This is a genomic window from Loigolactobacillus binensis (genome assembly GCF_005405165.1).
In the GTDB taxonomy this organism is placed as follows: Bacteria; Bacillota; Bacilli; order Lactobacillales; family Lactobacillaceae; genus Loigolactobacillus; species Loigolactobacillus binensis.
Genome location: NZ_BJDN01000005.1, coordinates 118,785 through 143,150, shown reverse-complemented (window position 1 = coordinate 143,150; position 24,366 = coordinate 118,785). Strand labels below are relative to the sequence as shown.

28 protein-coding genes and 1 pseudogene are annotated in these 24,366 nt (G+C 44.8%); 12 read left to right on the top strand and 17 right to left on the bottom strand.

The features are described from left to right. Positions 1 to 87: 87 nt before the first annotated feature. The gene (locus tag FFM78_RS04050) at positions 88 to 288 is read right to left on the bottom strand and encodes a hypothetical protein (protein WP_137637160.1); all 201 of its coding nucleotides are present in this window, start codon (positions 286 to 288) and stop codon (positions 88 to 90) included. A gap of 383 nt (positions 289 to 671) precedes the next feature. Here FFM78_RS04050 and FFM78_RS13805 point away from each other — a divergent pair, with 383 nt between their 5' ends. After that, a complete protein-coding gene (locus FFM78_RS13805) occupies positions 672 to 824 on the top strand; it encodes a hypothetical protein (RefSeq protein WP_171001831.1) in 153 nt (50 codons plus the stop codon). A gap of 83 nt (positions 825 to 907) precedes the next feature. Here the strand turns inward: FFM78_RS13805 and FFM78_RS04045 are convergent, their stop codons facing one another. Then, positions 908 to 2,239, bottom strand: coding sequence for a metallophosphoesterase (locus FFM78_RS04045; protein ID WP_137637159.1), 1,332 nt, complete (start codon positions 2,237 to 2,239; stop codon positions 908 to 910). 196 nt (positions 2,240 to 2,435) lie between these two features. Here FFM78_RS04045 and FFM78_RS04040 point away from each other — a divergent pair, with 196 nt between their 5' ends. After that, on the top strand, positions 2,436 to 3,044 hold the full coding sequence (locus FFM78_RS04040; protein ID WP_223877003.1) for an aspartate/glutamate racemase family protein: 609 nt from the start codon (positions 2,436 to 2,438) through the stop codon (positions 3,042 to 3,044). Next, positions 3,011 to 3,124 carry a hypothetical protein gene (locus FFM78_RS14150; RefSeq protein ID WP_373280662.1) on the top strand — a complete coding sequence of 38 codons (114 nt, stop codon included), beginning with the start codon at positions 3,011 to 3,013 and terminating at the stop codon, positions 3,122 to 3,124. The genes FFM78_RS04040 and FFM78_RS14150 overlap by 34 nt, the downstream gene beginning before the upstream one ends. 283 nt (positions 3,125 to 3,407) lie before the next feature. Here FFM78_RS14150 and FFM78_RS04035 read toward each other — a convergent pair whose 3' ends face one another. Next, complete coding sequence (locus tag FFM78_RS04035; protein ID WP_137637158.1) at positions 3,408 to 4,577, bottom strand: iron-containing alcohol dehydrogenase; 1,170 nt, start codon at positions 4,575 to 4,577, stop codon at positions 3,408 to 3,410. 219 nt (positions 4,578 to 4,796) lie between these two features. Between FFM78_RS04035 and map the strand changes: the two genes are divergently transcribed. Next, a complete protein-coding gene (gene map, locus FFM78_RS04030; RefSeq protein ID WP_137637157.1) occupies positions 4,797 to 5,591 on the top strand; it encodes a type I methionyl aminopeptidase in 795 nt (264 codons plus the stop codon). 104 nt (positions 5,592 to 5,695) lie between these two features. Here map and FFM78_RS04025 read toward each other — a convergent pair whose 3' ends face one another. Next, positions 5,696 to 6,631 carry a helix-turn-helix transcriptional regulator gene (locus FFM78_RS04025; RefSeq protein WP_137637156.1) on the bottom strand — a complete coding sequence of 312 codons (936 nt, stop codon included), beginning with the start codon at positions 6,629 to 6,631 and terminating at the stop codon, positions 5,696 to 5,698. A gap of 186 nt (positions 6,632 to 6,817) precedes the next feature. Here FFM78_RS04025 and FFM78_RS04020 point away from each other — a divergent pair, with 186 nt between their 5' ends. Further along, positions 6,818 to 7,444, top strand: a complete 627-nt coding sequence (locus FFM78_RS04020) for an FMN-dependent NADH-azoreductase (RefSeq protein ID WP_137637155.1) — start codon at positions 6,818 to 6,820, stop codon at positions 7,442 to 7,444. A gap of 58 nt (positions 7,445 to 7,502) precedes the next feature. On the opposite strand, the gene FFM78_RS04015 is transcribed toward FFM78_RS04020, so the two are convergent. Then, on the bottom strand, positions 7,503 to 9,902 hold the full coding sequence (locus tag FFM78_RS04015) for an FAD-binding protein (protein ID WP_137637154.1): 2,400 nt from the start codon (positions 9,900 to 9,902) through the stop codon (positions 7,503 to 7,505). A 201-nt stretch (positions 9,903 to 10,103) separates the two neighbouring features. Between FFM78_RS04015 and FFM78_RS04010 the strand changes: the two genes are divergently transcribed. Then, a complete protein-coding gene (locus FFM78_RS04010) occupies positions 10,104 to 11,057 on the top strand; it encodes a LysR family transcriptional regulator (protein WP_137637153.1) in 954 nt (317 codons plus the stop codon). Positions 11,058 to 11,079: 22 nt separating this feature from the next. On the opposite strand, the gene FFM78_RS04005 is transcribed toward FFM78_RS04010, so the two are convergent. After that, the gene (locus tag FFM78_RS04005; RefSeq protein WP_137637152.1) at positions 11,080 to 11,853 is read right to left on the bottom strand and encodes an SDR family NAD(P)-dependent oxidoreductase; all 774 of its coding nucleotides are present in this window, start codon (positions 11,851 to 11,853) and stop codon (positions 11,080 to 11,082) included. A 129-nt stretch (positions 11,854 to 11,982) separates the two neighbouring features. Here FFM78_RS04005 and FFM78_RS04000 point away from each other — a divergent pair, with 129 nt between their 5' ends. Further along, complete coding sequence (locus FFM78_RS04000; RefSeq protein WP_137637151.1) at positions 11,983 to 12,576, top strand: TetR/AcrR family transcriptional regulator; 594 nt, start codon at positions 11,983 to 11,985, stop codon at positions 12,574 to 12,576. A gap of 64 nt (positions 12,577 to 12,640) precedes the next feature. Here the strand turns inward: FFM78_RS04000 and FFM78_RS03995 are convergent, their stop codons facing one another. Both FFM78_RS03995 and FFM78_RS03990 read right to left on the bottom strand, forming a co-directional pair. Then, positions 12,641 to 13,039: a hypothetical protein gene (locus tag FFM78_RS03995; RefSeq protein WP_137637150.1), complete on the bottom strand. Its 399-nt coding sequence runs from the start codon at positions 13,037 to 13,039 to the stop codon at positions 12,641 to 12,643. Positions 13,040 to 13,059: 20 nt separating this feature from the next. Then, entirely contained in the window at positions 13,060 to 14,040 is a 981-nt protein-coding gene (locus tag FFM78_RS03990; protein WP_137637149.1) for a hypothetical protein, read from the bottom strand. Between the two features lie 559 nt (positions 14,041 to 14,599). Here FFM78_RS03990 and FFM78_RS03980 point away from each other — a divergent pair. The 3 genes from FFM78_RS03980 (at position 14,600) to FFM78_RS03970 (ending at position 18,115) form a co-directional block, all read left to right on the top strand. Beyond that, positions 14,600 to 15,361 (top strand): sulfite exporter TauE/SafE family protein, encoded by a 762-nt coding sequence (locus FFM78_RS03980; RefSeq protein ID WP_137637148.1) that lies wholly within the window; start codon positions 14,600 to 14,602, stop codon positions 15,359 to 15,361. A gap of 432 nt (positions 15,362 to 15,793) precedes the next feature. After that, positions 15,794 to 16,741 (top strand): NAD(P)-dependent oxidoreductase, encoded by a 948-nt coding sequence (locus tag FFM78_RS03975; protein WP_137637147.1) that lies wholly within the window; start codon positions 15,794 to 15,796, stop codon positions 16,739 to 16,741. 336 nt (positions 16,742 to 17,077) lie between these two features. Then, positions 17,078 to 18,115: a serine hydrolase domain-containing protein gene (locus FFM78_RS03970; RefSeq protein WP_137637146.1), complete on the top strand. Its 1,038-nt coding sequence runs from the start codon at positions 17,078 to 17,080 to the stop codon at positions 18,113 to 18,115. 85 nt (positions 18,116 to 18,200) lie between these two features. On the opposite strand, the gene FFM78_RS13960 is transcribed toward FFM78_RS03970, so the two are convergent. Next, entirely contained in the window at positions 18,201 to 18,413 is a 213-nt protein-coding gene (locus FFM78_RS13960; RefSeq protein ID WP_223877002.1) for an MMPL family transporter, read from the bottom strand. On the opposite strand from FFM78_RS13960, the pseudogene FFM78_RS03965 reads away from it, so the two are divergent. After that, positions 18,379 to 19,194: pseudogene (locus FFM78_RS03965) on the top strand (Gfo/Idh/MocA family protein); the annotation flags it as partial. The gene FFM78_RS13960 and the pseudogene FFM78_RS03965 sit on opposite strands and share 35 nt — an antisense overlap. 195 nt (positions 19,195 to 19,389) lie before the next feature. On the opposite strand, the gene FFM78_RS03960 reads toward FFM78_RS03965, so the two are convergent. The 5 genes from FFM78_RS03960 to FFM78_RS03940 all read right to left on the bottom strand — a co-directional run bounded on the left by FFM78_RS03960 (position 19,390) and on the right by FFM78_RS03940 (position 21,637). Next, a complete protein-coding gene (locus FFM78_RS03960) occupies positions 19,390 to 19,578 on the bottom strand; it encodes a hypothetical protein (RefSeq protein ID WP_137637145.1) in 189 nt (62 codons plus the stop codon). A gap of 31 nt (positions 19,579 to 19,609) precedes the next feature. Next, positions 19,610 to 20,104 (bottom strand): DUF2798 domain-containing protein, encoded by a 495-nt coding sequence (locus tag FFM78_RS03955; RefSeq protein WP_137637144.1) that lies wholly within the window; start codon positions 20,102 to 20,104, stop codon positions 19,610 to 19,612. A 282-nt stretch (positions 20,105 to 20,386) separates the two neighbouring features. Then, positions 20,387 to 20,734 carry a type II toxin-antitoxin system PemK/MazF family toxin gene (locus FFM78_RS03950; protein ID WP_137637143.1) on the bottom strand — a complete coding sequence of 116 codons (348 nt, stop codon included), beginning with the start codon at positions 20,732 to 20,734 and terminating at the stop codon, positions 20,387 to 20,389. After that, positions 20,734 to 20,952 carry a type II toxin-antitoxin system PemI/MazE family antitoxin gene (gene mazE, locus FFM78_RS03945; protein WP_137637142.1) on the bottom strand — a complete coding sequence of 73 codons (219 nt, stop codon included), beginning with the start codon at positions 20,950 to 20,952 and terminating at the stop codon, positions 20,734 to 20,736. Before mazE ends, FFM78_RS03950 begins: the two co-directional genes overlap by 1 nt. A 253-nt stretch (positions 20,953 to 21,205) precedes the next feature. Further along, the gene (locus FFM78_RS03940; RefSeq protein WP_137637141.1) at positions 21,206 to 21,637 is read right to left on the bottom strand and encodes a flavodoxin family protein; all 432 of its coding nucleotides are present in this window, start codon (positions 21,635 to 21,637) and stop codon (positions 21,206 to 21,208) included. A 151-nt stretch (positions 21,638 to 21,788) separates the two neighbouring features. Between FFM78_RS03940 and FFM78_RS03935 the strand changes: the two genes are divergently transcribed. Further along, positions 21,789 to 22,247 carry an RrF2 family transcriptional regulator gene (locus FFM78_RS03935; RefSeq protein WP_137637140.1) on the top strand — a complete coding sequence of 153 codons (459 nt, stop codon included), beginning with the start codon at positions 21,789 to 21,791 and terminating at the stop codon, positions 22,245 to 22,247. Between the two features lie 165 nt (positions 22,248 to 22,412). Here FFM78_RS03935 and FFM78_RS03930 read toward each other — a convergent pair whose 3' ends face one another. From FFM78_RS03930 to FFM78_RS03920, 3 genes are read right to left on the bottom strand one after another with little or no spacing between them, the layout of a single operon-like run. Continuing rightward, a complete protein-coding gene (locus FFM78_RS03930; protein WP_137637139.1) occupies positions 22,413 to 23,075 on the bottom strand; it encodes an ABC-2 transporter permease in 663 nt (220 codons plus the stop codon). Beyond that, positions 23,072 to 23,929: an ATP-binding cassette domain-containing protein gene (locus FFM78_RS03925; RefSeq protein ID WP_137637138.1), complete on the bottom strand. Its 858-nt coding sequence runs from the start codon at positions 23,927 to 23,929 to the stop codon at positions 23,072 to 23,074. Before FFM78_RS03925 ends, FFM78_RS03930 begins: the two co-directional genes overlap by 4 nt. Next, complete coding sequence (locus tag FFM78_RS03920; RefSeq protein WP_137637137.1) at positions 23,929 to 24,303, bottom strand: GntR family transcriptional regulator; 375 nt, start codon at positions 24,301 to 24,303, stop codon at positions 23,929 to 23,931. The genes FFM78_RS03925 and FFM78_RS03920 overlap by 1 nt, the downstream gene beginning before the upstream one ends. Positions 24,304 to 24,366: the final 63 nt, after the last annotated feature.

Below are 24,366 nucleotides of genomic sequence, written 5' to 3'. Positions count from 1 at the left end.
AGGTCCTTCTTTCTAGTGGAATGTTGTGGTGACACCATTAAAGACCTTTACGGGTTTTTCTGTCCACTAATATGTTCAACTTAAATTTTACAATCTACCTTTTAAAAACAAATTTGCAAATTTTTGGATTAATGTTAAAAGCATTATATCTAAAGATTTTGTTTTTGTTATATCAATTCGGTTTACGTCATTCTGAAATGATAAATAGTGGTATAAATGCCATGTTGTTCCTGACCATGTTAACTCAGGACTATTTTTATCCCATTTTGCTAAATAATTAATTTTCATTTTCGTCTCCCCGCGGCACGCTAGCGTGACGACCCGATTATATAATATCTTATTAAAAGAATTATAGTTTAAGTGTTATATAAATGTCTACCTCGTGAGTTGGACACTTTTCGAAAGGTGAAGGTGGCGGCGGTTCGATTTATTTAGGCAACACCATGCTGCTAGGCGCCTTGCCTGCCGTTGTGGTCGAAACGCTGGTGGCACCCTCTATTCAATTAAACTGTACGCACTCATTATTGATGTGATCTTGATCATTTTAGGTATTCAAATTGTTTATGGCGTGATCCGCCCTAGCAAAGATAAAAAATATAATCAGTCAAAATGGTTGTCACTAGCCTTTGGCGCTCCAGTTATGGCAGGGCTATTAATGATGGGAGGTTTCGATGATCAACGTCGCAGCCACTTCTGCCTACGTTTTGGTCTGCATGTTGGTAGTCGGTGCGGCCATCGCCCCTAAATTAATGACAAAAATCACTAAAGGTCATGGCGCGACTGTTTTAAAATTCGTGATGGGCATCAAAACGATGCTGAATTAATAGTTGGTGCGCGGTAGTGAGCAAAACTGGCGCGACGCAAATCAATTGTTTGTGTCGTGCCAGCTTTTTTATAGCTCAGTATTTTAATACCGCAGCGTCAAATGGTGGTCCGGCAAATTATGATCACCGTTTAACGTACCTAAAGGGCCGCTGAGGTGTGAATCGTGGGCCGCTAATTTGTAACCAGCTGTTTGCTTCAGTTTGGCTAGTTGCCGCGGGGTGGTGTAGTCGTTACCAGTTTCGAAGCGCCAGTCAGCATTAAGCAAGAAATTGATTTCTGTATTCGCTTGGTGTTTAGTCAACGCATGGTTGGCTCTAATATGGTGGCCCACCATATTAAGGTTCATTTGCTGGAATAACTTTTTCAGGTGTTGCTGATAATGAACTAGTGACGGTTGGTGGCGCTGCTTAGCCGTGAGATAAGGTGTTAACCGCAGCTGGTGTATTTGGTAATGTAGCTTGTGCGGCGTCAGCGTTACCACGCCATAACTGGCTGGGGTCATGGAAAAACTGCCGCTAACGATCTCAGTTGTTGCACATTTTTTAGTTGGGTCAGCCATAATATCCTGTGCATGAATATGACCGGAAAATAACAGCGGTACGTGGTAGCGATTCAGTATTCGGCGCAAAGCCGGCGCGTTGTCCAAGACCCAACCTTGTTTCATCATTGAATGTGCATAAAGATTATGGTGGGTGAAGACCAAGGTTTGTTGGCCGGCTGCTTTAGCACTTTGTAGCTGACCTTCGATCCACAGCAGCGTGCTTTGCTTGAGTTTACCGGCTGTGTTTGGCGCAACGGTAGAAGTGCTGGTGGGGTAAGTATTGTCGTCCAGCAGCAATAACCGGTAGCGCTTATTTAGATTAACGGCGTAGCTCAGCGAATCATTATCGACAGCACAAGCATTTCGGTAGCCATCGGCAAAAATTTGCCGCCACGCACTAGGACTAATTTGGGTGGTGGTAGCCTGGTGATCACCAGTAAATTTACGGGCCCAACCGTCGTAGATATCATGATTACCAGGGATGATCAGTAAGTGGATACCGGCTTTTTGCAGCGGGCGTAAGCGCCGGGCCAAACTTTTAGCGCTGGCTAATTCACCGTTGAACGTCACGTCGCCGGTGATGATCACTGCTGTTGGGTGTTTTTTCAAAGCGGTTTGTACTAACGCATGAAGCGCAACTGGTTGGTCAGTTAGATCCTTACCCGCCGCAGTTTTAATGATCTGTTTAAAGGCGGTCCGCTTATCGTGTAAACTAGGGGCGATAAAATGGGGATCAGATAGCACCCAAAAACTAGGGTGCGTTGATTGGGTCAGATAGGTAGTGCGATCATCGGCTTGAGTTTTCGTCAGTAGCCCTAACAAAAGCAAAAGACTGGTGATCAAAATAGTGATAATAATAGCCGTCCGCCGCATACTGAAGGCCCCCTTTTAAAGCGTTTAGTCGTAATGTTTATTGTATAAAACTAAACGGATAAATACAAATCAATGACTGCCTGTGCGGTCAGTTAATTCACTTGTCACGGCTCACTGATTTGGTTACACTGAATGATATTAGCGCTAATCAAAATCACTTTATTACTGAAAAAATACATAAAAAGGTCGCGAGCAAATGCAAAAAGTTGGGATTATCGGGGGTTTAGGCCCGGAAGCAACCATGATGTATTATCATGACATTATTCAGCAATTTCAGCAACAATACGGCAGTCAAACCACGTTGCCGGAATTAGTGATCAACAGCGTCAACATGTACCAAATGTTTACTTGGCTAGAAAAGGAAGATTACACTGCGGTGGCCAACTACTTGTCCCGGGCCGCCCAGCAATTGGCTGCCGCTGGCGCTGATTTTGTGGTCATGTGCGGCATTACACCGCACATTGTGTTCGACCAAATTCAGCAGCCGGTACCAATGCTAAGCATGGTGACGGCTAGTTGTGCTCAAGCGCAACAACTCGGCTTGAAAAAGTTAGGGCTACTAGGAACAGAATTTACGATGCAGCATGCTTTTTTCAAACAGGCGTTCCGTGCTGCTGGTATTGAAGTGGTCACACCAAATTTGCAGCAGCAACAATTTATACATCATAAAATCGTAACGGAACTGGAAATGGAATCGTCAAGCCAACTACGCGTCAAGACTTTTTGGCGATTATTGCGCAACTACAGACTGAACAACAGATTGACGGCGTCGTGTTGGGCTGTACTGAGTTACCTTTATTATTAAAACCGACGGCCGCCACCTTGCCATTATTGAATCCAGCGGCGATTCATATTGCGGCAATCGTGGCGCGGATCTTTAGTTAAGGTCTGTAATCAACTCTTTGGTCGCCGGAAGTAAGAACAAGTGCCAGTGCTTTCCAGCTGTGCTCACAATGAAAGCACTGCTACACAGACTTTCTAAAAGCAACGGTTAAACTTTTATTTAGCGCTTTAGACCAGCAGTACAAGCTTAAAAATAGAACTATGAAAAACAGATCACGCAATTAGCCACTAGAATTCAGGCAGTTGCGTGATCTATTGTTTTTATAAAGTGATAGGTAGCAATTAACGTTTACGATCAATCATGAACGTTAATTGCGTTAAGGCGTTACTCCTGATCGTAAGCCGCTTGGAATAACTTAATGATATCGGCTTTGGTTCCTTTCCGTGGATTAGAGAAGGCATTACCATCTTTCAAAGCGTTGGTGGCCATGAGTTCGAAATCTTCTGGTTTGGCACCGATCGCCTTAATACTGCTGGGAATACCAACGTCGCGGGACATTTGCCGCATGGCCTTGATCGCCAACTCCGCGGCATCGCGGGTCGATAGGCCAGTTGTGTTCTCACCCATAGCCTGCGCTAGTTTGGCGAAGCGCTCAGGACAGGCGACAATATTGTATTGTTCAACAGCTGGCAAAAGCAGCGCGCAGCAGACACCATGCGGCGCGTCGTACTGACCACCTAATTGATGGGCCATAGCGTGAACATAGCCAAGGTCTGCGTTGTTGAAGGCCATACCTGCTAACATTTCTGCTTGGACCATATCTGTCCGTGCTTGGATATTATGACCGTTGGCAACAGCTTCGCGTAGGCTACCTTCGATCAATTTAATGGCCTGCAAACACAAACCGTCAGTAATGGCATTTCCGTTGGTCGATACAAATGGCTCAATGGCCTGAACAAAGGCATCCATTCCCGTTGCCGCAGTTAGCGCAGCTGGTACATCCAGTTGTAACATGGGATCATTGAATGAAACTAAAGGAACGTTTCGCCAAGAAACAATAACAAATTTCAAATGGGTAGCTTGGTTAGTGATCACACAATGGCGCGTCAATTCGGAACCTGTTCCGGCAGTGGTATTGACTGCGATCAATGGTGGTAGCGGATTTTTTAAGGTTTCGATCCCGGCTAATTTGGTAATATCATCACCATTAGTCAAAATAATGCCGGTTCCTTTACCAGTATCGTGAGCGGAGCCACCGCCAATTGTGATCAGACTGTCACATTTATTTTCTTGATATAATTTTTTAGCCGCTTGAATATTGTGAATTTTTGGATTAGGTTCCACACCAGTATAAAGGACGTACTCAACGTGGGCTTTTTTCAAGGAAGTGAGCGTTTGGGCAACAGGGCCATCAGCGACACCGGCCAAGAAATTATCCGTTATGATCAAGGGTTTACGCATGTTCAACGCATTAACACGATCACCAATTTTTTCAATCACACCAGGACCAAAAAAGTTTACACTGGGCATTAAAAAATCAAAGTTTTTAGTCATTACTCTTCCTCCATGCACTTTATTTAACAAGCCCATTGTATTACTTTTTAACTGTAAGTCAAGTAGTTACAATATAAAATAATGAGACCACTGTGCAAATGGCACAGTTCCCCACTAGCGTTAAAAAACGGCTATAATGGAATATAAGTAGTTGATCGTAAATGATTAGCTTGGCTATTTTAAATCAATTAATTTAAATCCATAGGAGGATTTCATCTAATGTCACTCATTACATTAAAATCAGCTCGCGAAATTCGCGGGATGCAAAAATCCGGGGCCGTTTTGGCTGGGATGCATCTCGGCTTACGCAAAATTATCAAGCCTGGTATTTCCAGCTGGGATATTGAAAAATTCGCGCTACGTTATTTGGCTGAAAATAACGCTAAGCCAGAAGAAAAAGGTTTCGAAGGTTATGAATACGCCACTTGTGTCAGCATCAACAATGAAGTTTGTCACGGCTTTCCGCGCAAGGATGTCCTATTGAAAGACGGCGACTTAGTCAAAGTTGACACCGTGGTTTCCGTGGACGGCTACATGTCCGACTCTTGCTGGGCCTACGCGGTGGGCGAAGTTAGTGATGAAGTCAAAAATCTGATGGCAGTCACGAAAAAGGCGCTGTATCTCGGTATCGATCAGGCGGTTGTCGGCAATCGCGTCGGTGATATCGGCCATGCGATCCAAACTTATGTTGAGGATGAGCAAGGTTACGGCGACGTCCGCGAATACGTCGGTCACGGCATTCAACCGACGATGCACGAATCGCCGGACGTTCCCGGTTACGGCAAGGCCGGCAAAGGTTTGCGCCTGCGGGCCGGCATGACGATCACCATCGAACCAATGGTCAATGTTGGCGATTGGCGCTGTGACAGTTCCGCGCCCGACGGTTGGACGGTAACTACTGAGGACGGCTCACTGAGCTGCCAGTACGAGCATACACTAGTGATCACCGCTGATGGGCCGAAAATTTTGACTTCACAAGATCCAGAATTTGATGCTAAATATTTACTGAAATAAATTTGAGTGAGCGTGAGCCCAAAGTCGGTTTTGGGTCCATGTTTCAGATTAAGGTTTAATAAATAGGGACGAGGTCATGACTTATGTCACGGCCTCGCTTTTTTTTACTGATAACGGGCCATGATCGTCCGCAATTGCTGCAAATAACTGGCCTTGAGTTGCGCTGGATATTCAATCGTCACGTGCTCACCGAATGTGATCAGATAGTGGGTCATGTACGCCAGCTCCTCTTGATTGTAGCTACCGGTGATGTACGGCACTTGCTCGATCGTCTTCAAGGTCATGTTCGGGTAATTATTTTTCAAAAAGAGTTCCTTGCCGAAGGGGGTCAAGCGGCATTTAAACGGAATATCGTGGTAGTGCTGCTCGTAGTCTTGCTGTAACTGACTTAATTCGGCCTGGGAATAAGTGGCGGTCTGGGTCTGGTCGATGGCCAATTCAGTCATGTAATCGCAGCGGTACGTGCCCCAATGCTTTTGCTGCAGATCGTAGGCGCTGCAGAACCAGATGCCGTTGCGGTAAAAAAGTTCATAGATCTGTAGCTGCGTTTTTACCGGCGTGTATTGCGTATACGTCACAGCAACGATTTTATTTTCCAAAATCGCCTGGGTGATCGCTGCCAAGTTCGCCGGCGCATTGATCGGCGCCACGTTGTAATAATGGATCACATCCAGCACTTTAGTGATGTCGGCCTGTTGCGCCGCTGGCATCGTCGCCAATAATTTCTGGCGGATCTGCGGGTAGGACTTTTCAAACGGGGTACTCGATAACGAGTTCAACGCCTCTAAGGCAAAAAAGATGGCGCGGATCTCTTCTTTATTAAAATAAATCGGCGTCAATAATTTCTGACTGATCAAATGGTAGCCACCATGGCGGCCATTTTCTACGTAAAACGGCAGGCCTAACGTTTCCAATTCGGCGATATCACGTAACGCGGTTCGTTTGGAAATATTAAATTCGGTCATCAAGTCGCGTAATTGAAAGACGTGTTGTGCGCTGAGAAAAATAAGTTCCTGATTCAAGCGTTCTGATTTTTTCATAGCAACTCCGATCTAAAGGTGCCATGTTTTGGCGCCTTTTTTGTTTATACTCATTGTAACAAACGAGAAGCCATGTTTCTTGCGGTACGATTTTTGCCACAAGAATGGTCATCGTCCGTAACATCGAAGTTAATTAGCGTTCTTTGCTAATTAACTACCTTAAAAGTGAAGTAGAGAGGTTCTAACATGCAAACATTAATTATCAACGCGCAACCAGATTTAACTAACAAGGCCCATTTTTCCACTAAGCTGCAGGAAATGTTCCTGACTAAATTTGCGGCTCAATTTCCTGGCGCCACGCCGACGATTTTAAATCTATACGCTACACAAATTCCGCGGATCGAAGAAGTCCAGCTACTTAAAGTTTGGAACCAGCCAACGTTAGCGGCGGATGCGGCAGCGTTGGCGCAAACCTCAGCCGACTTACTGGCGCAATTCAAGGCTCACCAGCGCATCGTGATCGTGTCACCGCTGCACAATTTCAACGTCACATCACGGCTGAAAGACTATTTGGACAATATTTTGATCGCCCGGGAAACGTTTAAGTATACTGCCGATGGGTCAGTGGGCTTGATGACGGCTAATTATAAAGTGCTGTTGTTGCAGGCCAGCGGCTCGATCTACACCAACGACGACCGCTATACGTCGCTGGAATTCTCGCGGTTTTATTTGCAGAAAATGTTCGAAGAGATCATGGGTTTTGACCAATTCTACATTGCCCGCGCGCAGGGGACGGCAACATTGCCGGCTGCTGAAGTTTTAACCGCCGCAGCACAGGATCTAGACCAGGTTTTCAGTCAATTTTATGTTTAAACTAAAAAAAGGCCCAGCAATCATCCGCTTGCTGGGCCTTTTGGCATTATCACCTTAGCTAGGCATTGACTGCCTTAGCAAGAGCGTTTTTAACTGCACTTTTAAGTGCGTTACTGGAAGCTGAAGCACCGGAAATAGCATCAACAGCGTAGCTATTAGCGGCGATCATTTTAGCAGGGAGTTGGTCAACGGCTGCTTTGCCGACATCTTCACTTTCACTTTGCTTGACCACTTCAATATTTTCGATTTTGTCGGCAGCATAAGTGACCCGGACGACAACTTGACCGCCGATTCCGGCGTCACTGACGCCTAAATATTGATTAGGGCCGACCGTGATAGCCGCCAAGGAATCTTCGTGGCCTAGATCGTTGCCACCAAGATCAAGTTTAGTATTTACGGTGATCGTGGGATCAGCGCTGGTAGCTGCTTTAGCTTGCGCGGCATTTTCACCAGCAATTTTACCGAAGATCAAGCACTCGGCTAGGTTGCTGCCGCCAGCGTATTGGTTAGCGTTGGCACCGCCGAGTTCACCAGCACCGTATAAATGCGGAATTGGTTGCTGCTTGGTGTTTAAGATCTCGGCTTGGGCATTACGCCGTGGACCGCCTTGGGTGTTCAGCATACCGGATTCTAATTTAACGGCGTAGTAGGGCCCAGCAGCGAAAGCACGCATGGTTGCGGTGTCGCGATGCTGACTGTAGTCGACACCATTTTCAGCAAAATGGTTAAACTCAGTTACAGTCTGTTGCAAAATAGCAGGGTCTAGTTGCATTTTAGCCGCTAAATCGGCGAAACTCTCCGCCTTGAGCACACGACTAAAGAAATCAGGGTCAGGTAGCGGTTCTGCGGCCTTAAATTGATCATATTGTTTTTGATCGAAAATCAAATAAGGATGATCTTGCGCTGTTGGGATCCGCCAAGTACCGTGGGCGTATAGGCGACCGTGCCGGTTAGCTTCATCTTCGCGGAAGTAGCGACTGCCATCGTCACCGACCACAAAAATACTCCCAGTGTATAGATCCGGCCAAGGCGCTAAAATTAATTTACCGCGTTCACCAGGTTGAGTGGCAAAGGTCATACCGGCGAGCATGCCTAAACCTTCGTAACTCTTCATGTGCCACATATCAGCGCCAATTTCTTCGGCCATTTTAATACCGTCACCTTGGTTGTATAACGTGCCGATCGGTGCCAGATGGGGTGCGCCTAAATAATCTTGGATCGCTTGTTTGTCGGTTTCAAAACCACCACAAGCCAAGACAACCCCGTTTTTAGCTTGAATGTTGACGCTTTGACCGTTACGTTTGATCGTAACGCCGGTGATCACTTTTGTAACCGGGTCCTGAATTAAATGTTGCGCTGGAGCGGCTAACCAAACATCAATGTTTTGATTACGGTCAACTACATGTTGCCGGAGATTTTTCCACAAGGCAGCATCGAAGAAGCCTTCGTGGACCGTCGTTAAGTCAAAAGTCGTGGCACCTTCGTACTCCGGATACTCTGGGGCCAAACCTTTGGCTACTTCACCACGGCTACCATTTTTGTAGGTATCGTTGTAGCTAACTGGTTGAGCGACATCGAGATAATCCTTGAAGTACTGGCGCATGTTGACCATGCCGTGAACGTAGGTCTGTAAAAGGTCGGCGTCTAAATCGATCGGTCCAAGCATTGCCTTGTAATAAGCCAACATTTTATCATAGTCGGCACCAGTGGCAACAACTTGACCGGCATAGCGGACGTTGCCACCTTCGTGACCTTCCGGCGCTGCGTCGGTCAACAGGACTTTAGCACCATTATCAGCCGCAAAACGGGCAGCAGTGGCACCAGCGGCCCCGAAGCCAATGACGATCACATCGTAGGCAGCTTGCCAGGTCATTTTAGCAGTTGGTGCTGCCTGGGTCACTGTTTTGCCGTATTTTTGATTGATCATTTTGGTGAAATCAAGGTAGTGGGTAAAGCATTGTTCTAGGAAGCTAACTGTTTGGGGATCTTTTAATTGTTGGTGTACATCAAAAGCAGCTTGCACGTGGCCTAGTAGAAATTCATTGCTTGGCAAAACTAATGCACCAACACCGGGTGAATCAAGGATCTGCCGTAAATGTTGTTGGGCGCGGGATGCACCTTGAGGGCCTAATGAACCACCGATGATCATCACCGGCTTGTTGGTCAACGGATGGATCTTGCAAGAAAGCCACTCTAGCACACTTTTAAGTGCAGCGGGAATCGAATGATCATATTCTGGTGTGGCAATGATCACGCCGTCAGCTGCAGAGATCTTGGCGGCCAAGGCGGTCACACTGGCCGGCGTCGGTTCGGCAAGATCCTCATTGAATAAAGGTAATTGATTAATTTCACAAATTTCAATGTCCTGTTGCGGACCGAAGTGACTTTGCATGTATTGGAGTAAGATTCGATTATTGGAAATAGTAGCATTGGTACCGATAAGACCGATGAATTTCATTTAATGACCTTCCTTAAGTTATTATGCTATATACGATATATCAACTTTTTGCTGATCATATTTAAAATGAGCTGTGAAAGGATTACCGCTTAGGTACGCCTTTCATACTTTATACTAGTCGCTTTGGCCAAATTGTGAAATAATTATTTTAGACTAAAGTTATACTAAAAAACGCATATAAGTTAAATAGGAGTTGGAACCATGACACCATTGGAAAAAGATAAACAGTTTAGCGCGATTCTAGAAGCAGTGGCTAAACTCGGTAACATTACGGCCGCCGCCGAGTCCTTATTTATGACGCAACCGGCATTGAGCAAATTGATCCGGCAGCGAGAAACCGCGTTAGGCACGCGTTTGATTCAGCGCCAGCATCATCCATTGCAGTTGACTTACGCTGGGGAATATTATTTGCGCCGGCTGCAGCACATCATTGCCCAATATGATTCACTTTATCACGGCCTAGCGACGTTAAATGAGGCGGGACATGGGCGCTTGACGATCGGCGTCACCCAATCACTGGGGGAACAGATTTTGCCGCGTCTATTACCGACTTATCATCAGCGTTATCCAGAGGTTGAATTGCGTCTAGTTGAATATCCTAGCAGTGAGGTGGAAAACGAGTTGCTTAATGGTAATTTGGATCTATACATCGGTGTTTTACCGGTGGATAATCATAAGATCCACTATCAATTATTTGATCGTGAACCGCTATATTTGTTATTGCCACCGCAGCACGCCTCCTACCAACGGCCAACCCAAAAAGTGACCGTGATCAATGATTGTCGGGCTTTGATCGACGGCCAGCCAGTGATTATGGAAAATCAAAATTCTGGCTTTCAGCGTTTGGTGACCCAATATTTAACTAAAAATAATATTGAACCGCGGGTCGTTTTACGTACCGCTAGTTTGAATACGGGAATCAAGCTTGTGCAACAAGGGTTCGCTGCCGCTACTTTTGTCCCGCGGTCTGTTTGGCAAAGCCACCCAACAACTACGCCGTTAGCCACTTATCAATTAGCTACCACCGAATTACAAAGCGAGACGGTGATCGCTTATAAACGTGACCGATTATTGACTAGCCAGGAAAAAGCATTGATCGATCTGGCGGTAAAAATCGGGAATCAGGATCAAATAAAAAATCACGATCAGCCTTGATCGTGATTTAGCGGTGCGCTATCTATTTTTCAGCGAGCAATGGTTTTAACTTTGCCGCTAGTTCTGGTTGTTTTTGGAATAATTGTTCCCGCGCAACAGGATCCTTAAGTAATTGTTTTAGCTGCGTAAATTCGGATTCAGTTTGTTGCGCCGGATAGCATAGCTCCGCCAGCTGGCGATCGCTGAATAACTGCCAGTAGGCCGCTGCGATTTTTTGGGGTTGAGTGGCGGCGGTCAGGCCCACAATACCTTGTACCGTCACGATGCTGACAAAAACATTTTCGTCGGCCAGCTGTTGATGTAAGGTCAGTGCATAGCTGCGTAATGCGGCCTTGGTTAGTGATAGTGTGGCCGCCGTATTTGTCGGTCGAATAGTGGCACCACCGCCGGTGAAAATAATCGCGCGCTTTTGCGTGGTCGTCGAATGGTTTAAAAACGCGCGCACGGCTTGAATCGCGCTTAAAACGTTTAATTGAAATGTTTGTTGGATCGTGGCTAACGAGCCGTTAAGTGAATTATCCAAATGAGTATCACCAACGTTGAAGATTAGGTTAGTGATCGTTTCGTTTTTGGCTTGCAGTGTTTGGAACAAGGGCTCAATTTGATCTAATTGCGCAATATCAGCGACTAAATAGGTGCTGGTAATGTTAGCCGCAGTTAATTTAGCGTGGGCCTGCACTAATTTGGCCTGATTTCTAGCAACTAAAATTATTTTATGATCGTGAGCGCCAAATTCGTGGGCGATGGCGAGACCTAATCCTTGATCCGCGCCAATAATAACGGTTGTTTCTGGCATGTCAACAGCTCCTTCTAGTTCAGATGTGTATACTACCAAGTATAATGGTAGTGTAGTTCCTGTAACCACGGGAAGCAATCAACAATTACAATTGATTTGTTGAGTGAAAGCTTGAAAGGGGTTGATTCTTTGACTAAACGCATGACCTTCACTGCAACACACGAACGAATTTTGGCAGCAATCGTGGAATTGGCGGCGACTAAACCGTTGCGGGCATTAACGGTTACAGAAGTTACGCAAAAATTAGCGCTTAATCGGGGTACTTTTTATCTGCATTTTGTTGATCTACCGGCGGCGATCACAGCCTTAGAAACCGAATTGATCGCGGCTTTAACTGTGGTAGTTCAGCCGTTACCAGCAAACTGGTTAGCAACTTTTAGCCCCGCTCAAGAACAAGCCGTGTATCGAGCACTAACTACAGCGATCAAAGCAAAATTCACGGCCTATCAGGTTCTGTTAGGGGAAAATGGTGATCAGCAGTTTATTCTAAAATTACGGCAGCAACTGAAACGCTATATTGCACCGACACTGGCCACTGGCAACACAGGCTTGCCTGATGTGCCTAGCTCATTTTTGCGTGAACTCATTATTGGCGGACTTTTTGATATTTTAGTTTTTTGGGTATTACATGAGCCTGAACTATCGGTGGCCCAAGTTGCGGCGATCATTTATCAATCACGGCACCGCTCACCAGCACAATTAGTTTTGCAAAGCCTAAAATGATGCGCTACCTAGGGTAAATATAAATAAGGAGCTGCAAGCATAAATCATTTATGCTGCGGCTCCTTTAAGCGCCCATTTCCCAATGGCCTAAATTACTGGCGGCCAGGGTTTCAAAGTAGGCTAAAAGTTCAATGGCGGCGTGGCGGTCAACGTGGGCAATGGCATTAAAACCAGAGCCCGTGGGGACAACATTCGACATACTAGTCACCTCGTTACCATTTTCGATCGTGACCTGCGCAAAAGTGGCCGACCAGTTGGTGCCCATGTTCTGTGCAAAAACGCAGAATAGATTGAAGCCTTCGCTTAAATAGGCCGGCATGGCCCAAGCTTCAGCATCCATCGGTTCTGGCGTCACGTTGTCATGAAAAACGAATAGTGGCGCAGTTTTAGCAGTAAGCGGTTGGTGCAGAATAAAAATGGCGTTCTCAAATTCGGGACTGCCAGGTTCAGCGGATAAATTCATGGCAAAGGCTCCTTAATGATTCATGAAAAATTTTCCAAATAAAAGGCGTATTTAGTTTTGATCTGCTTGATCGGTTCATCCATAACGTGTTCGTAGCCTTGAGCGTCAACTAGGAAACGCTTAAGGATGATTCTAGTTAGACTTTTGCATAATACCGCATTTGCTTCTGGAATAGGGGTGGTATGAATGTCAAAACGCTTCAGGTAGTTTGGTTTTAAAATCGCCGTAAAATCATTGAATGTGTCAGCGAAGATCTGTGCATAGGCCTTGTCAGCGTATTTTAATTCGATTTCTTCTAATTTAGTGTAGTAAACTTGATCGTTTAGCTGCTTTTCGTTTTTAATGATATGTTGTGCATCATATTCGTGGGTCAAATAGGCATCCCAGTCGCGAAAGGCATAAGCGGATAAGCGCGCTACATATTGCTGGCCTTCCGTCGATAAGTCCTTGAGCCGTAATTCATGATAATCGTTGATATAGTAGGGATGTGCTAAGCGGCGAATAACGAAATCATAAAATGTAGCTGGAATAAGTGCGCGTGTCTCATCAGGGTCGTATAAAGGCCCGACACCGGCTTTTTCCGGTAATTTCTGTAATGCTTGGCGCGTTTGATCCACTGCAAAGATCAGATCCTCAATATCAGTATTGTTAGGGTCGGGATGCCGACTGATCACTTGTAGGACTTGAGTGTACAAACGCAATAAATCATTGCACTCAGTTTTCTGATTGACAAAGACGACCTTTTGGGCCTCGTATTTACGTGTTTCTTGTTCTAATTGTTCTTCCAAGGCCACGGCCATATGCTCGATTTGGACCGGTAAAACAGGGTGGTCGAAGGATTCTTCAGCTACTGTATGGACCGCCTGACGGAGCTGCGGCCGCATTTCAATAAAATCGGGATAATCGAATACGTTGGGGAATTCCTCCTTTGGCTGCGCCGCGCTGGCCGGCGTTTCTTGCTGGCCAGTTAACGCCGCGTGATCAATGTGAAAATGTGCCATGATGGGTTCACCTATCTTTCTTAATAAAAAACTACATCCAGTATAGGCGTTTCGCTGGTGAAAAAATATTAGTGAAATACCTAATTCAAAGTTGCTTTAAACATCCAAATAAATTGAGTAATGTAACCACCAAAAACAGCAACGTTACCGAGACAAGAAAACAAAATCAATGCAAAGCGTAGAGTGAAAATTCTGTAACCGCGGTGTTCGTAATCATGTCGCCACCGGGATCCACGATAGCCTAAGACGGCGATCAAGGTGCTGATCAGCAAACTGGCTTGAATAAGACTGCCTAATAATAACGAATAAGTTTGGCCAGTCAGTAAATAATAATTAGCTAAGGCACAATACCAGTAAAGATAGCTAATAAAGTCATTAGGTCGTCTCTAATACATATTCTAACAAAGTTAGTTGGAAAGCGGTTAACTTTTTTTAGTCTATTGAGGTAGTCGGCGAAAAAAATAGTTAAAAATAACACTAGAAAAGGCTGTTGCAACCGGCAATTTCTGCTATATTGGTTTTAGATGATATTAATATTAAAAAATAATGAGATGAGCAGATGCTAAATGAATTTTTGATCGTGTGCCCCTTGGTTTTCTTGGCCGGTTTTGTGGATGCGATTGCTGGTGGTGGCGGCTTGATTTCCTTACCTGCCTATATTATGACGGGGATTCCGGTACATTTTGCGGTAGGGACTAATAAAGTGTCTTCGGCAATGGGGACCGCCGTTGCAACCTTTGAATTTGCCCGCAGTGGCTATATTCGGCTCAAGTTAGCTTTTTTATCGGCGATCACAGCGATCATCGGTTCGTTTATCGGTGCCCTGATCGCATTGCAATTATCCGATTACTATTTTCGCTTGATTTTATTGATCGTTTTACCGGCAACGGCACTTTATTTGTTACTGAATCGTCACGCGCTGCACGCTAATCCATTAGCACTTACAACACTAAGTCAGCGGCAATTTAGTTGGACCCTGGTGATCGCCTTGACCTTAGGTATTTATGATGGTTTCTACGGCCCAGGTACAGGCACTTTTCTACTATTATTACTGACGGGCTTAGCGCATTTACCAATTGATTTGGCGGCTGGCAATACCAAAGTGATCAATTTGGCCACTAATATCACTGCGTTGTTGGTCTATTTAAATGGTGGTAAAATTCTGTTTCTCTTAGGAATCGTCGCCGGTATCTTTAGCATTGTCGGCAATCATTTAGGCGCACGGTACTATAAACGCTATGGCAGTGCAATTGCACGGCCGATCATTATCATCGTTTTGTTGATCTTCTTTGTTAAAACCGTTTATGACTTTGTTAGTTAATGGTGGTAGTGAGCCTGAAATTAATGTTCCACATGGAACGAAACAACTAAAGGCCGATTTAATAAAATGCGTTATTACTCAACTTATTAAAAGTAAAAAATAATCTGCGTGGGACTAAGCTGTGGCTTCAAAAACAAAAATAGTTGTCTTTAGTCCAAATCTTGATATGCTAAAGTAAAAGGACTGAAGCTAATAATTATTCACCGCTGTGAACTGACCGCTGAACAATGGGCCAACTTGGCTTTTTAATTTTTAGCTACGCAGTTTCTGAGAACACGAAATAAATTAACGATCTAGCAAGCTTTACCCTGATCAGGTGGTTTATACTGTGATTTATCAAGGTATCCAAACGTTGCTTAGTGTTAAGTAGCGCTTTATTTAGTAAGTCAGGTTTATATTTGATGATCAGCTAATAATAGGAGGGCTTTAAAGATGACAAAAATTGTGGTTTTAAACGGCGAGCAAGTCAACTACGATCAGCAACTCGATTGGCACACCATTGCGGCAGACGTCTCGGTATATGAATCATCGACACCGACACAAATTATTGAGCGCGCACAGGGTGCTACGATCCTAGTGACCAAAGAACTTTCGATGCCCGGCGATTTGATTCGCCAGCTACCAGAATCGGTTCAGATGATTGTAGAGGCTGGTACTGGGTACAATAACTTTGACTTGTCGGCCTTGCGTGAGCAACATATTACGCTCACCAATATTCCTGAATACAGTACACAACGAGTAGCCCACACGGCGATTATGCTGATGCTAAGCCTAGCAAGTTCCATGCAGACACAGCTGGGAATGCTGGCGTTAGGCGATCATGCTAATTTTGAGCAACATTTGCTGGTCAAGCATGTTGAATTAAACGGTAAAACATTGGGTGTCGTGGGGTATGGCCATATTGGGCGCGCAATTATCAAGGTTGCGCGGGCAATGGAAATGACTATTTTAGTTGCTACCCGCACGCCACGTGAAGATATCGCGGGGATTCATTTTACGACCCAAGAGAACTTATTCGCTCAAAGTGATTTTGTCTCACTGAATCTACCACTAACAACCGCAACCCAGCATATGGTGAACGCCAAGCTGCTCAAGACGATGAAACCAACGGCCTTTTTGATCAATACTGCTCGTGGCGGTCTGATTGATGAAGCGGCTTTGATCACTGCACTCCAGCAGCATGTAATTGCTGGCGCTGGGTTGGACGTTCAAGAAGTTGAGCCGCTTCCCGATGATAGTCCACTGTTTACGTTACCTAATGTGATTGTGACACCCCACATAGGCTGGCGTGGTCTTGAGACGCGGCAGCGCTTGATCAAAATGGTAGGCGACAATATTGCGGCGTTTACGGCGCATGCACCGATTAATCAAGTGGGGTGAAATGTGTTCATACCGCCTTATATTTGAGCGGTTCAAAGTGGTACCGGTCAATTTACTGATCTGTTCTTGGATATATTTAAGTGCATCACGCGAACTGCGGAAAGACTTGAGTAGTCGGTGAAGGGGCACCCATAACTAAAATTACTTGCATTATTCAAGCCTTGCTTTCTAGCGTTAGTGTTAATTAGCTTGGTGAACTTAATTATAGATCAGCGAGTGAACTCAAGAATCAGTGTTTTGCCGTTGCCTAATTAAAACATTAGCCACATTTTTGTGGTAAAATCAGGCCGTTCTTGCTCGTTGCTTGAGGCTTAAAATAAGAGGATGATTCACGGTATGAAACGACTAATGGCCTTATTGGGAATGCTCTGCGTGTTGTTAGTTGGGGCGAGTTCGGTGCAGGCGGCCACGCCAGATGGCGCAACGGTTGTCAAGGTTCGTCAACAGTTAACGGCTCATCATTTTATTGGCACGGCTTTGATCGTTCATAACGGGCACACGTTATTACAGTACAGTTCTGGTTACGCCAATGCTAATTTGTTTCATTTACAGCGCAATACGATTGGGTCGTGCTACCAATTGGCGTCCGTGCAAAAGGTGTTCACGGCAGTGTTATTTATGCAATTAGTTCAAGCCGGCAAGGTGCAGTTAAATACGCCACTAAGCCGTTATTACCCACAAATTGCGCAGAGTAAGAAGATAACCTTACGCCAAGTATTGGACATGAATTCTGGCTTGTACAGCAGTGTGCAACCCCAAAAAATGATGTCCGATCGGCAAATCATCGCTTTTGCAGTTAAACACGTTAAGGTCAAACAAATTGGTCAGCATAATTATCAACCCGTTAATTACACGTTGTTGGCAGGGATCGTTGAACGGCTTACAGGCAAAAGTTACCAAACTGTGGTGCGGCAGCGGCTACTTAAGCCGTTAAACTTGCAGCATACTGGCTTTATGGTCAATGATTTTAAAAAAGAACAGCACGCTGCGATCGGCTACACGACTACCTACGCGTATTTGCCTTATCTTCAGCGGCATGGCGAAACGCAGGCAGAATTAAACGCCAAACTAGGTACCGGCAACATGTATAGTGACGCCACTGATCTTTTTCATTTAGAACAGGCGATTCAGCAAGGCCGTTTTCTGACGGCTGCCAATGTGGCCACTCTTTTTGACGCCACTGATGGCAGTTATCGCGGCGGATTATACAGCTATCGTGATTTTGTAGTCAGTCACGGTGTTGAAGGTGGTTACGAAGTTGGCTTATCTATGAGCCGTGACGGCAAATCAGGGGTGATCTTACTAACTAATCATCGTTCTGATCTGTCGCTGGCACACGATTCACAACAGATCTATCGGCAGTTGAAATTATGATTTAACTGATTAGGGTAATACGGAATCAAAAAGTCGGCATTCCTGGCTAATAAACAGGAATACCGACTTTTTAGTAGCGTTGAATTTAATGTAAGCCAGACTTGATCCGAATCCAGCGTTTCGTCAAGCCAATGATCGCAGGTAGGATCGTTAAGGCGGAGATCAGCGCGTACAGTGTATCCAATACGGTGATCAAACCGAAGGAGCTGATCACTGGGAAGCTGGCGAAGATCAAAGCGGCAAAGCCACCGATAACGGTCAAGCCGGAGGCACTGATCGCTGATCCTAACGTGGACATTATTTACATTGCCACACCCCACACCTTCCATTATCCATACATCAAAAAAGCCTTAAATGCTGGCAAGCACGTTTTTGCTGAAAAAGCGATCACCGTTAATGCTAAGCAATTTGATGAAGTGGCCCAACTGGCTAAAGACAAAGGACTGATCCTGACTGAAGGGTTGACCTTGTTCCACATGCCGATCTACCAACAGGTCCAAGCCTTGATCGCTGCCGGTAAACTCGGTGCCATCAATCTGGTGCAGGTCAATTTTGGTAGTTTGAAAGACTATGATCCGCAGAATCGTTTCTTTAATAAAGACCTAGCCGGCGGTGCCTTACTGGATATTGGCGGTTATGCCACTGCTTTTGCTCGTTCGTTTTTGGCTTCCCAACCAAATGTGACGCTGACTACTGCTAAGTTTTTTGAAACTGGTGTGGATGAGCAATCAGGGATCGTTCTGAAAAACGCGCAACAACAACTAGCAGTGATGGCCTTATCCCTGCGTGCCAAACAACCGAAACGCGGCGTTGTTTCCGGGACTAAAGGTTACGTTGAGATCGACAACTACCCGCGGGCTACGACCGCGAAGATCACTTACACCGCTGACGCGCATCTTTCTACCACTGAAACTTTGACTGCCGGTGACGCTAATGCTGCTTTGCAATATGAAGTTCGCGACATGCAGCGCTATATCGCGGCCGGTCACGACGACGGTCAGTTGGCCTTGTCCCATGATGTCAGTCATATTATGGATAGCGTGCGCAACGCGTGGGGGATGAAATTTCCGTTTGACTAGTTGCTAATTCGGCGACCATAAATAAGACGACCAGGCAATCAGCAACTAATGACTGCCTGGTCGTCTGGCTGTACAGTATCCTGTTGATGGTTTTGTTGCAGTGGCAAGCTTTAATAGGATTTTCCGCATAATGGTGGCCACAAGCTTATATTATTTAATTGATTGGAATGGTCGGGTTTCCAGGTACTCAGTGATTCATAAATTGATCATTGGATCATACCGCACTATTTTGTCATTGTGGGGCAGTTGTTTTTGGTGTTCAGATAAGTGGGTAACAGTCTTGTTTTGTTGGCTGATCATGATCGAGCTACTACTGGCTGTATTATTAGAAGTCCCAGCAAAGGAGATCAGTACCAATATCGGTAAGTCTTCATTTAACGGCATGAGGAGCTCCTCCGACAGTTCAATTAAAAATCTAAGCTTCACTACCAGTAGCGCCGCGGCCATGATACCAAGCCATAACTGACCGCGCGATCGGCTGGGCGATGAACGCTTCAACGATAAATGCGATCGTGAAGTTCCGCGGCCATTTATTGAAGAAATGCATGATCGGTTCCGTCGTGATCGCGCCAGTACCGATCCAAGTGCCTAGGATCGTCAATACTAAAGACATCAAGAAAACATTACACAGCGCGGTGACTAGCATAGTGGCCTCAAAGCTGTTTTGCTGTTGTTTCAGGAATTTACCGGCTAAAAACTGGGCTGGCTTTTGGGTCAGCACGACCAATAAAATAACGGCTAACCACAGTAGTGGCAATTGCTGCAGGACTTGCGCCCAGTGGGCAAATGAAAAGCCAATCTCCAATCCAGTGATCACCGGTGCAATGAGATTAACCGAGATGATGGAAATAACGGCCATGAATAATAGGGTTTCCTTAAATGATTGGGGTAAACGCTGTTGAAATTTCAAAAATCAAAAACCTACCTTTCAAATTTACGAGGACGAAAAAAAACAGCGCAGGGAATGAGCCCCTGTGCTGATCAATTATACGCACTTGTATTAGTGAACCTAGTATATCACTAATTTTCAGAAAAATGCCAGTACGAATTTTGAGATCAAAATTTGATTATCAGTAACGACGAGTCAATATTTGTTGTGCGATATTATTAACGCGCTCAACTGCAGTAACTGGAGGAAAGCACTTTTATTATAGATTCATTGGCCGTATTTATACGGTTTAATACGATAATTTTAAAAGGCAAATCCAAAGTTATAGTTAATTATTTGCGCAATACGGTAGAAATCCTCGTCACGCATTGTTTCGATAAAGCCAATTTCCCGATTTGCACGTGGAGCAGCGTCAAAAGAATGAATTTGTGCGGCAACAACTTGACCATGTGTTTCGTAATTGTGAAGTGTAAAATAGCCGGGTTGGTTGCGTAGTGTTGAAGTAATTGGTGCCACAATTACAAAGCCAGTATTTCTGTTATAGGTGTTACTACTCAAAATAAGCGCAGGACGACGTTTTTTTATTTCACGCCCACGTTGTGGATCAAAGTTCACCCAGATAATGTCTTTCTGTTTTGGTGTATAGGCCATTATTCAACCTCGCCAAAGCTAACATCAGGCCATTCTTCAGTCATTGGTTCATCTGGACTGGTACCGGCGTAGGGATCCTCAATTCGTGGAATCAAGGTAAATGATTCACCATCGGTTGATGGAATCAGAATCCAACGTTGGTCTTTTTTAAAACGTTTGTCTTTTGGTAGGCTGAGTGCAAGTGAATTACCGCGGGCCACCGTTTTTACATCAAACATACCGAACGCCTCCTCTTTGTATAACCAGTATAACATAGTATACTTGTTTTATTAAAAATTACGGTTGAATCGTATTTAAAAAAGTGCTGCGCTCGGCCCGAACCTTACCGGTTTGCCGAACATAGCACTTTTAATTATTAAAGTATTACCATCGTAACAAAGAAATAAAACTTGTTCGGTAACTGTGAATGGAGTAAAAACGTCAAGTTTCTATTTAATTGAAGATGGTCGCTTGCGGTTTGTATCTGTATAATCAGTCTATTTGCCGTATCATACTTTTTGCAAAATCACTTGCTTTTTTAATATCAACTTTATCAGGATGCTTGCGGTTCATCAATATCCACGACTGTCCTTTACATACGAACGGCTCTCCAATAATATTTATACTTTTGGCGTTGAACATTTTTTTAATATCAGCACCAATCTTTCCTTGACCACCATATGTTGCAAATACAGCAACATTCTTTACTGTTTGCGGGGTTAGTTGATTTATAAACGCGATTGTGTTTTTGTTGGGTTTTCCAAAATAAATACCATCTCCTATGAACAGTAAATCAATAGGCACCGAAAACGAGATTGATTCTTTTGTTATCGGCTCTGCCGATACACCAATCACATTTGCTATCGCATCAGCGAGTTTTCTTGTATTACCTGTCGACGAATGATATAAAACTTTAACATTCATTAAGTTACACCTCCTATAATTATTCTGAAAGAGTTTTACAAGTATTTGTAACTGCTTATATTACAGACTATCACAAATAGTTTGTAACGTCAATAACTACAGATTGTATTTTGTAACGATATATGCTACAATTTTTTCGAGGTGATTATCAATGCGATTTAGCACAAGATTTCCTATCGCTGTTCATACCGTGATGATTATTGCAGCATTATCAAATGACCGAAAAATTAACAGCGATATTATTTCTGAAAGTATGGGAGTAAATGCTGTTACTATTCGCAATGTATTCAAATCTTTAAAGCAAGCAAATATGATTTTAGTATCTCCAGGACCAGGGGGAACCACATTAGCTCGTCGCCCTGACGACATCACTCTTTGGGAAATATTTTCGGCGGTTGAACCAATAGATACAAACGACATTTTTAGATTTAATAAGCAACCTGATGAGCATTCTAAAATTGGGGGAAACATTTATGGTATATTGCGAACTCATTTAGATGATGGCATAAATGCTTTGGAAGAAGAACTATCCAAAGTTACAATATCAATGATGGTAGATGAATTGCGTGAGCGTATGCCTGATCTGCCCCCCTTGCCCGATAATGATTGAATAAACAGCCGTTTTCAGATTTGCCCCTAACATGCAAGCAGGACAACTGTTCCAAATCTGAACCTATTTGTTCAATGAGACGGTGCTTTACAGCTGAATCGTATTTAAAAAAGTGTTGCGCACGGCCCCACCTTATCGGTTTGCCGCGCGCAGCACTTTTAGTTACTAAATCAATAACGTTTTAACACTTCTAACATAGCTAGTTAGGCCAACCACCAAACCAAGTAGCAGCAAAGCAACAATGAAAACGAGGCTGCCGTCGCTGGCGTAGTATTGTAGTAAATTCTGAAAAACAGTGGCGCCCCAGCTAGTAAACTTGATCAGCACGTAGCAGCCGCCGATGAGCACGGCAACGATCGCGCCGATCAACGACATGGCAACTTGGGCGCTGGCCGGGCCGTTGGCTAATTGCATTTGCAGAGTGATCGCTAAAATACAAAACGTGCTGATGCTGATGGCGAAGGTGACAAAGACAATATCGGCGGCCGCAACTTGCCAGTTAAAAAGTGCGTTGAAGCCAGCGCCGATCACCGCCATGACGACAGTACCAGCCGCAATTGTTGCCAGCAGGAAGAGAAATTTTTGGCGCACATATTGGCGTTGGGTAAACGGTAAGGTGAAAAGGAACCGTAGTCCGTGGTTTTGCTGATCAAAAGTTACGGTACTGAGCATCAAAAAGGCGATCGTTAGCGCAAAGATCAGCATGCCGATCGCAACGCCGATTTGGCGAAAGGCTAAAATACAAAGTGTCGATAAAACAAACGTTAGCATAAAGGCCAACCGTTGCTGCTTTAAAACGATCAGATCTTTTAACCATAAGCCGTTCATTGGACGTCATCTTCTTTCGTTAATAGCAGTAATAATTCATCTAGGGAGCCTTTTTCAATGGCCAATTGCGGGTAGTTTTCTTGATAATACTGGCGTTGGTTAGTTAAACCGGCATAGCCGTAAGCCGTTTTTCTAGTGGCGATCAGCTGCTTTTTATCCAGCGTTGCAAAGGCGTCCGCGGTGACCTTGATGATGCCATAATCGTTTAACAAAACATCGGTATCTTCTTGCAGGACGATTTTGCCGGCATCGATCATGATGATCACATCGGCCAGCTGCTCCAAATCGCTGGAAATGTGCGAACTGATCAGAATGCTGCGGGATTCATCGGCAGCGAGATAATCTTGCAGTAAGCCAATGATTTCTTGGCGGACGACAACATCCAAGCCGGAAGTCGGCTCATCCAGCACTAAAAACTGGGCCTGATGACTTAAGGCCACCAGCAGCTTTACTTTGGCTTTCATCCCCGTCGAAAAATCGCGTAACGGCTTGTTTAGCGGCAGCTGTTGTTGTGCGGCTGTGTGCAAAAAAGCAGTGGCGTCAAAGGCGGTGGTGTAGGTGGCGGCTAAAATTTTGCTGAGCGCATTGATCGTTAGCGTTTCAGCAAAAAAACTGTCGGGAAAGGTGGCGCCAATTTTGGCTTTATCCGTGGCGGTCAACGTGTTAAGCGGGTGACCAAAAAGTTTTAGTTCACCGCTATCTGGCTGGATCAGCCCGAGAATCGTCTGAAAGGTGGTTGATTTGCCGGCACCATTGCGGCCGATCAACCCCACAATTTGACCATCGGGAACGTTGAAGGAAACATCAAGGTCAAAATCTGGATAGTGTTTTTGTAAACCATTAATTGTTAACATTAGTTTTCCTCCCAAAGCAGCTTGACGATCGCGGTAAAATCGTCAAGGCTGAGATCGTAGCGTTGCGCCTTTTGAATCAAAGCGCCTAGTTCGGCTTCGATCTCTTTTTCTTGCTCTTGTTTTTTAGTTTGTGGGTCGATCGTGGCGACAAAACTGCCTTTACCATGGACCGTGACGATCAGGCCGCTGGCTTCTAGTTGGTCATAGGCTTTTTTGACAGTCAGTGCACTGACGCTTAATTCCTTGGCCATGCCGCGAACCGAAGGCAGTTGCGCGCCAGCGATCACGGTTTGGTGAATGATCTGTTGTTCGATTTGGGTGTAGATCTGCTCATAGATCGGCACCATGGATGAGTGCTGGATGATAAGATGCAATCGCAAAACCTCCTTGCTGATAAACAGTATATAACAGTTAATAACAGTGTCAAGAGCAAAATA

What these genes read in the sequence shown, in the direction of transcription:
- FFM78_RS04050 (WP_137637160.1), bottom strand. Translation starts at nt 288, where the DNA reads ATGAAAATTAATTATTTAGCAAAATGGGATAAAAATAGTCCTGAGTTA.
- FFM78_RS13805 (WP_171001831.1), top strand. Translation starts at nt 672, where the DNA reads ATGATCAACGTCGCAGCCACTTCTGCCTACGTTTTGGTCTGCATGTTG.
- FFM78_RS04045 (WP_137637159.1), bottom strand. Translation starts at nt 2,239, where the DNA reads ATGCGGCGGACGGCTATTATTATCACTATTTTGATCACCAGTCTTTTG.
- FFM78_RS04040 (WP_223877003.1), top strand. Translation starts at nt 2,436, where the DNA reads ATGCAAAAAGTTGGGATTATCGGGGGTTTAGGCCCGGAAGCAACCATG.
- FFM78_RS04035 (WP_137637158.1), bottom strand. Translation starts at nt 4,577, where the DNA reads ATGACTAAAAACTTTGATTTTTTAATGCCCAGTGTAAACTTTTTTGGT.
- map (WP_137637157.1), top strand. Translation starts at nt 4,797, where the DNA reads ATGTCACTCATTACATTAAAATCAGCTCGCGAAATTCGCGGGATGCAA.
- FFM78_RS04025 (WP_137637156.1), bottom strand. Translation starts at nt 6,631, where the DNA reads ATGAAAAAATCAGAACGCTTGAATCAGGAACTTATTTTTCTCAGCGCA.
- FFM78_RS04020 (WP_137637155.1), top strand. Translation starts at nt 6,818, where the DNA reads ATGCAAACATTAATTATCAACGCGCAACCAGATTTAACTAACAAGGCC.
- FFM78_RS04015 (WP_137637154.1), bottom strand. Translation starts at nt 9,902, where the DNA reads ATGAAATTCATCGGTCTTATCGGTACCAATGCTACTATTTCCAATAAT.
- FFM78_RS04010 (WP_137637153.1), top strand. Translation starts at nt 10,104, where the DNA reads ATGACACCATTGGAAAAAGATAAACAGTTTAGCGCGATTCTAGAAGCA.
- FFM78_RS04005 (WP_137637152.1), bottom strand. Translation starts at nt 11,853, where the DNA reads ATGCCAGAAACAACCGTTATTATTGGCGCGGATCAAGGATTAGGTCTC.
- FFM78_RS03995 (WP_137637150.1), bottom strand. Translation starts at nt 13,039, where the DNA reads ATGAATTTATCCGCTGAACCTGGCAGTCCCGAATTTGAGAACGCCATT.
- FFM78_RS03990 (WP_137637149.1), bottom strand. Translation starts at nt 14,040, where the DNA reads ATGGCACATTTTCACATTGATCACGCGGCGTTAACTGGCCAGCAAGAA.
- FFM78_RS03980 (WP_137637148.1), top strand. Translation starts at nt 14,600, where the DNA reads ATGCTAAATGAATTTTTGATCGTGTGCCCCTTGGTTTTCTTGGCCGGT.
- FFM78_RS03975 (WP_137637147.1), top strand. Translation starts at nt 15,794, where the DNA reads ATGACAAAAATTGTGGTTTTAAACGGCGAGCAAGTCAACTACGATCAG.
- FFM78_RS03970 (WP_137637146.1), top strand. Translation starts at nt 17,078, where the DNA reads ATGAAACGACTAATGGCCTTATTGGGAATGCTCTGCGTGTTGTTAGTT.
- FFM78_RS13960 (WP_223877002.1), bottom strand. Translation starts at nt 18,413, where the DNA reads ATGTCCACGTTAGGATCAGCGATCAGTGCCTCCGGCTTGACCGTTATC.
- FFM78_RS03960 (WP_137637145.1), bottom strand. Translation starts at nt 19,578, where the DNA reads ATGCCGTTAAATGAAGACTTACCGATATTGGTACTGATCTCCTTTGCT.
- FFM78_RS03950 (WP_137637143.1), bottom strand. Translation starts at nt 20,734, where the DNA reads ATGGCCTATACACCAAAACAGAAAGACATTATCTGGGTGAACTTTGAT.
- mazE (WP_137637142.1), bottom strand. Translation starts at nt 20,952, where the DNA reads ATGTTTGATGTAAAAACGGTGGCCCGCGGTAATTCACTTGCACTCAGC.
- FFM78_RS03940 (WP_137637141.1), bottom strand. Translation starts at nt 21,637, where the DNA reads ATGAATGTTAAAGTTTTATATCATTCGTCGACAGGTAATACAAGAAAA.
- FFM78_RS03935 (WP_137637140.1), top strand. Translation starts at nt 21,789, where the DNA reads ATGCGATTTAGCACAAGATTTCCTATCGCTGTTCATACCGTGATGATT.
- FFM78_RS03930 (WP_137637139.1), bottom strand. Translation starts at nt 23,075, where the DNA reads ATGAACGGCTTATGGTTAAAAGATCTGATCGTTTTAAAGCAGCAACGG.
- FFM78_RS03925 (WP_137637138.1), bottom strand. Translation starts at nt 23,929, where the DNA reads ATGTTAACAATTAATGGTTTACAAAAACACTATCCAGATTTTGACCTT.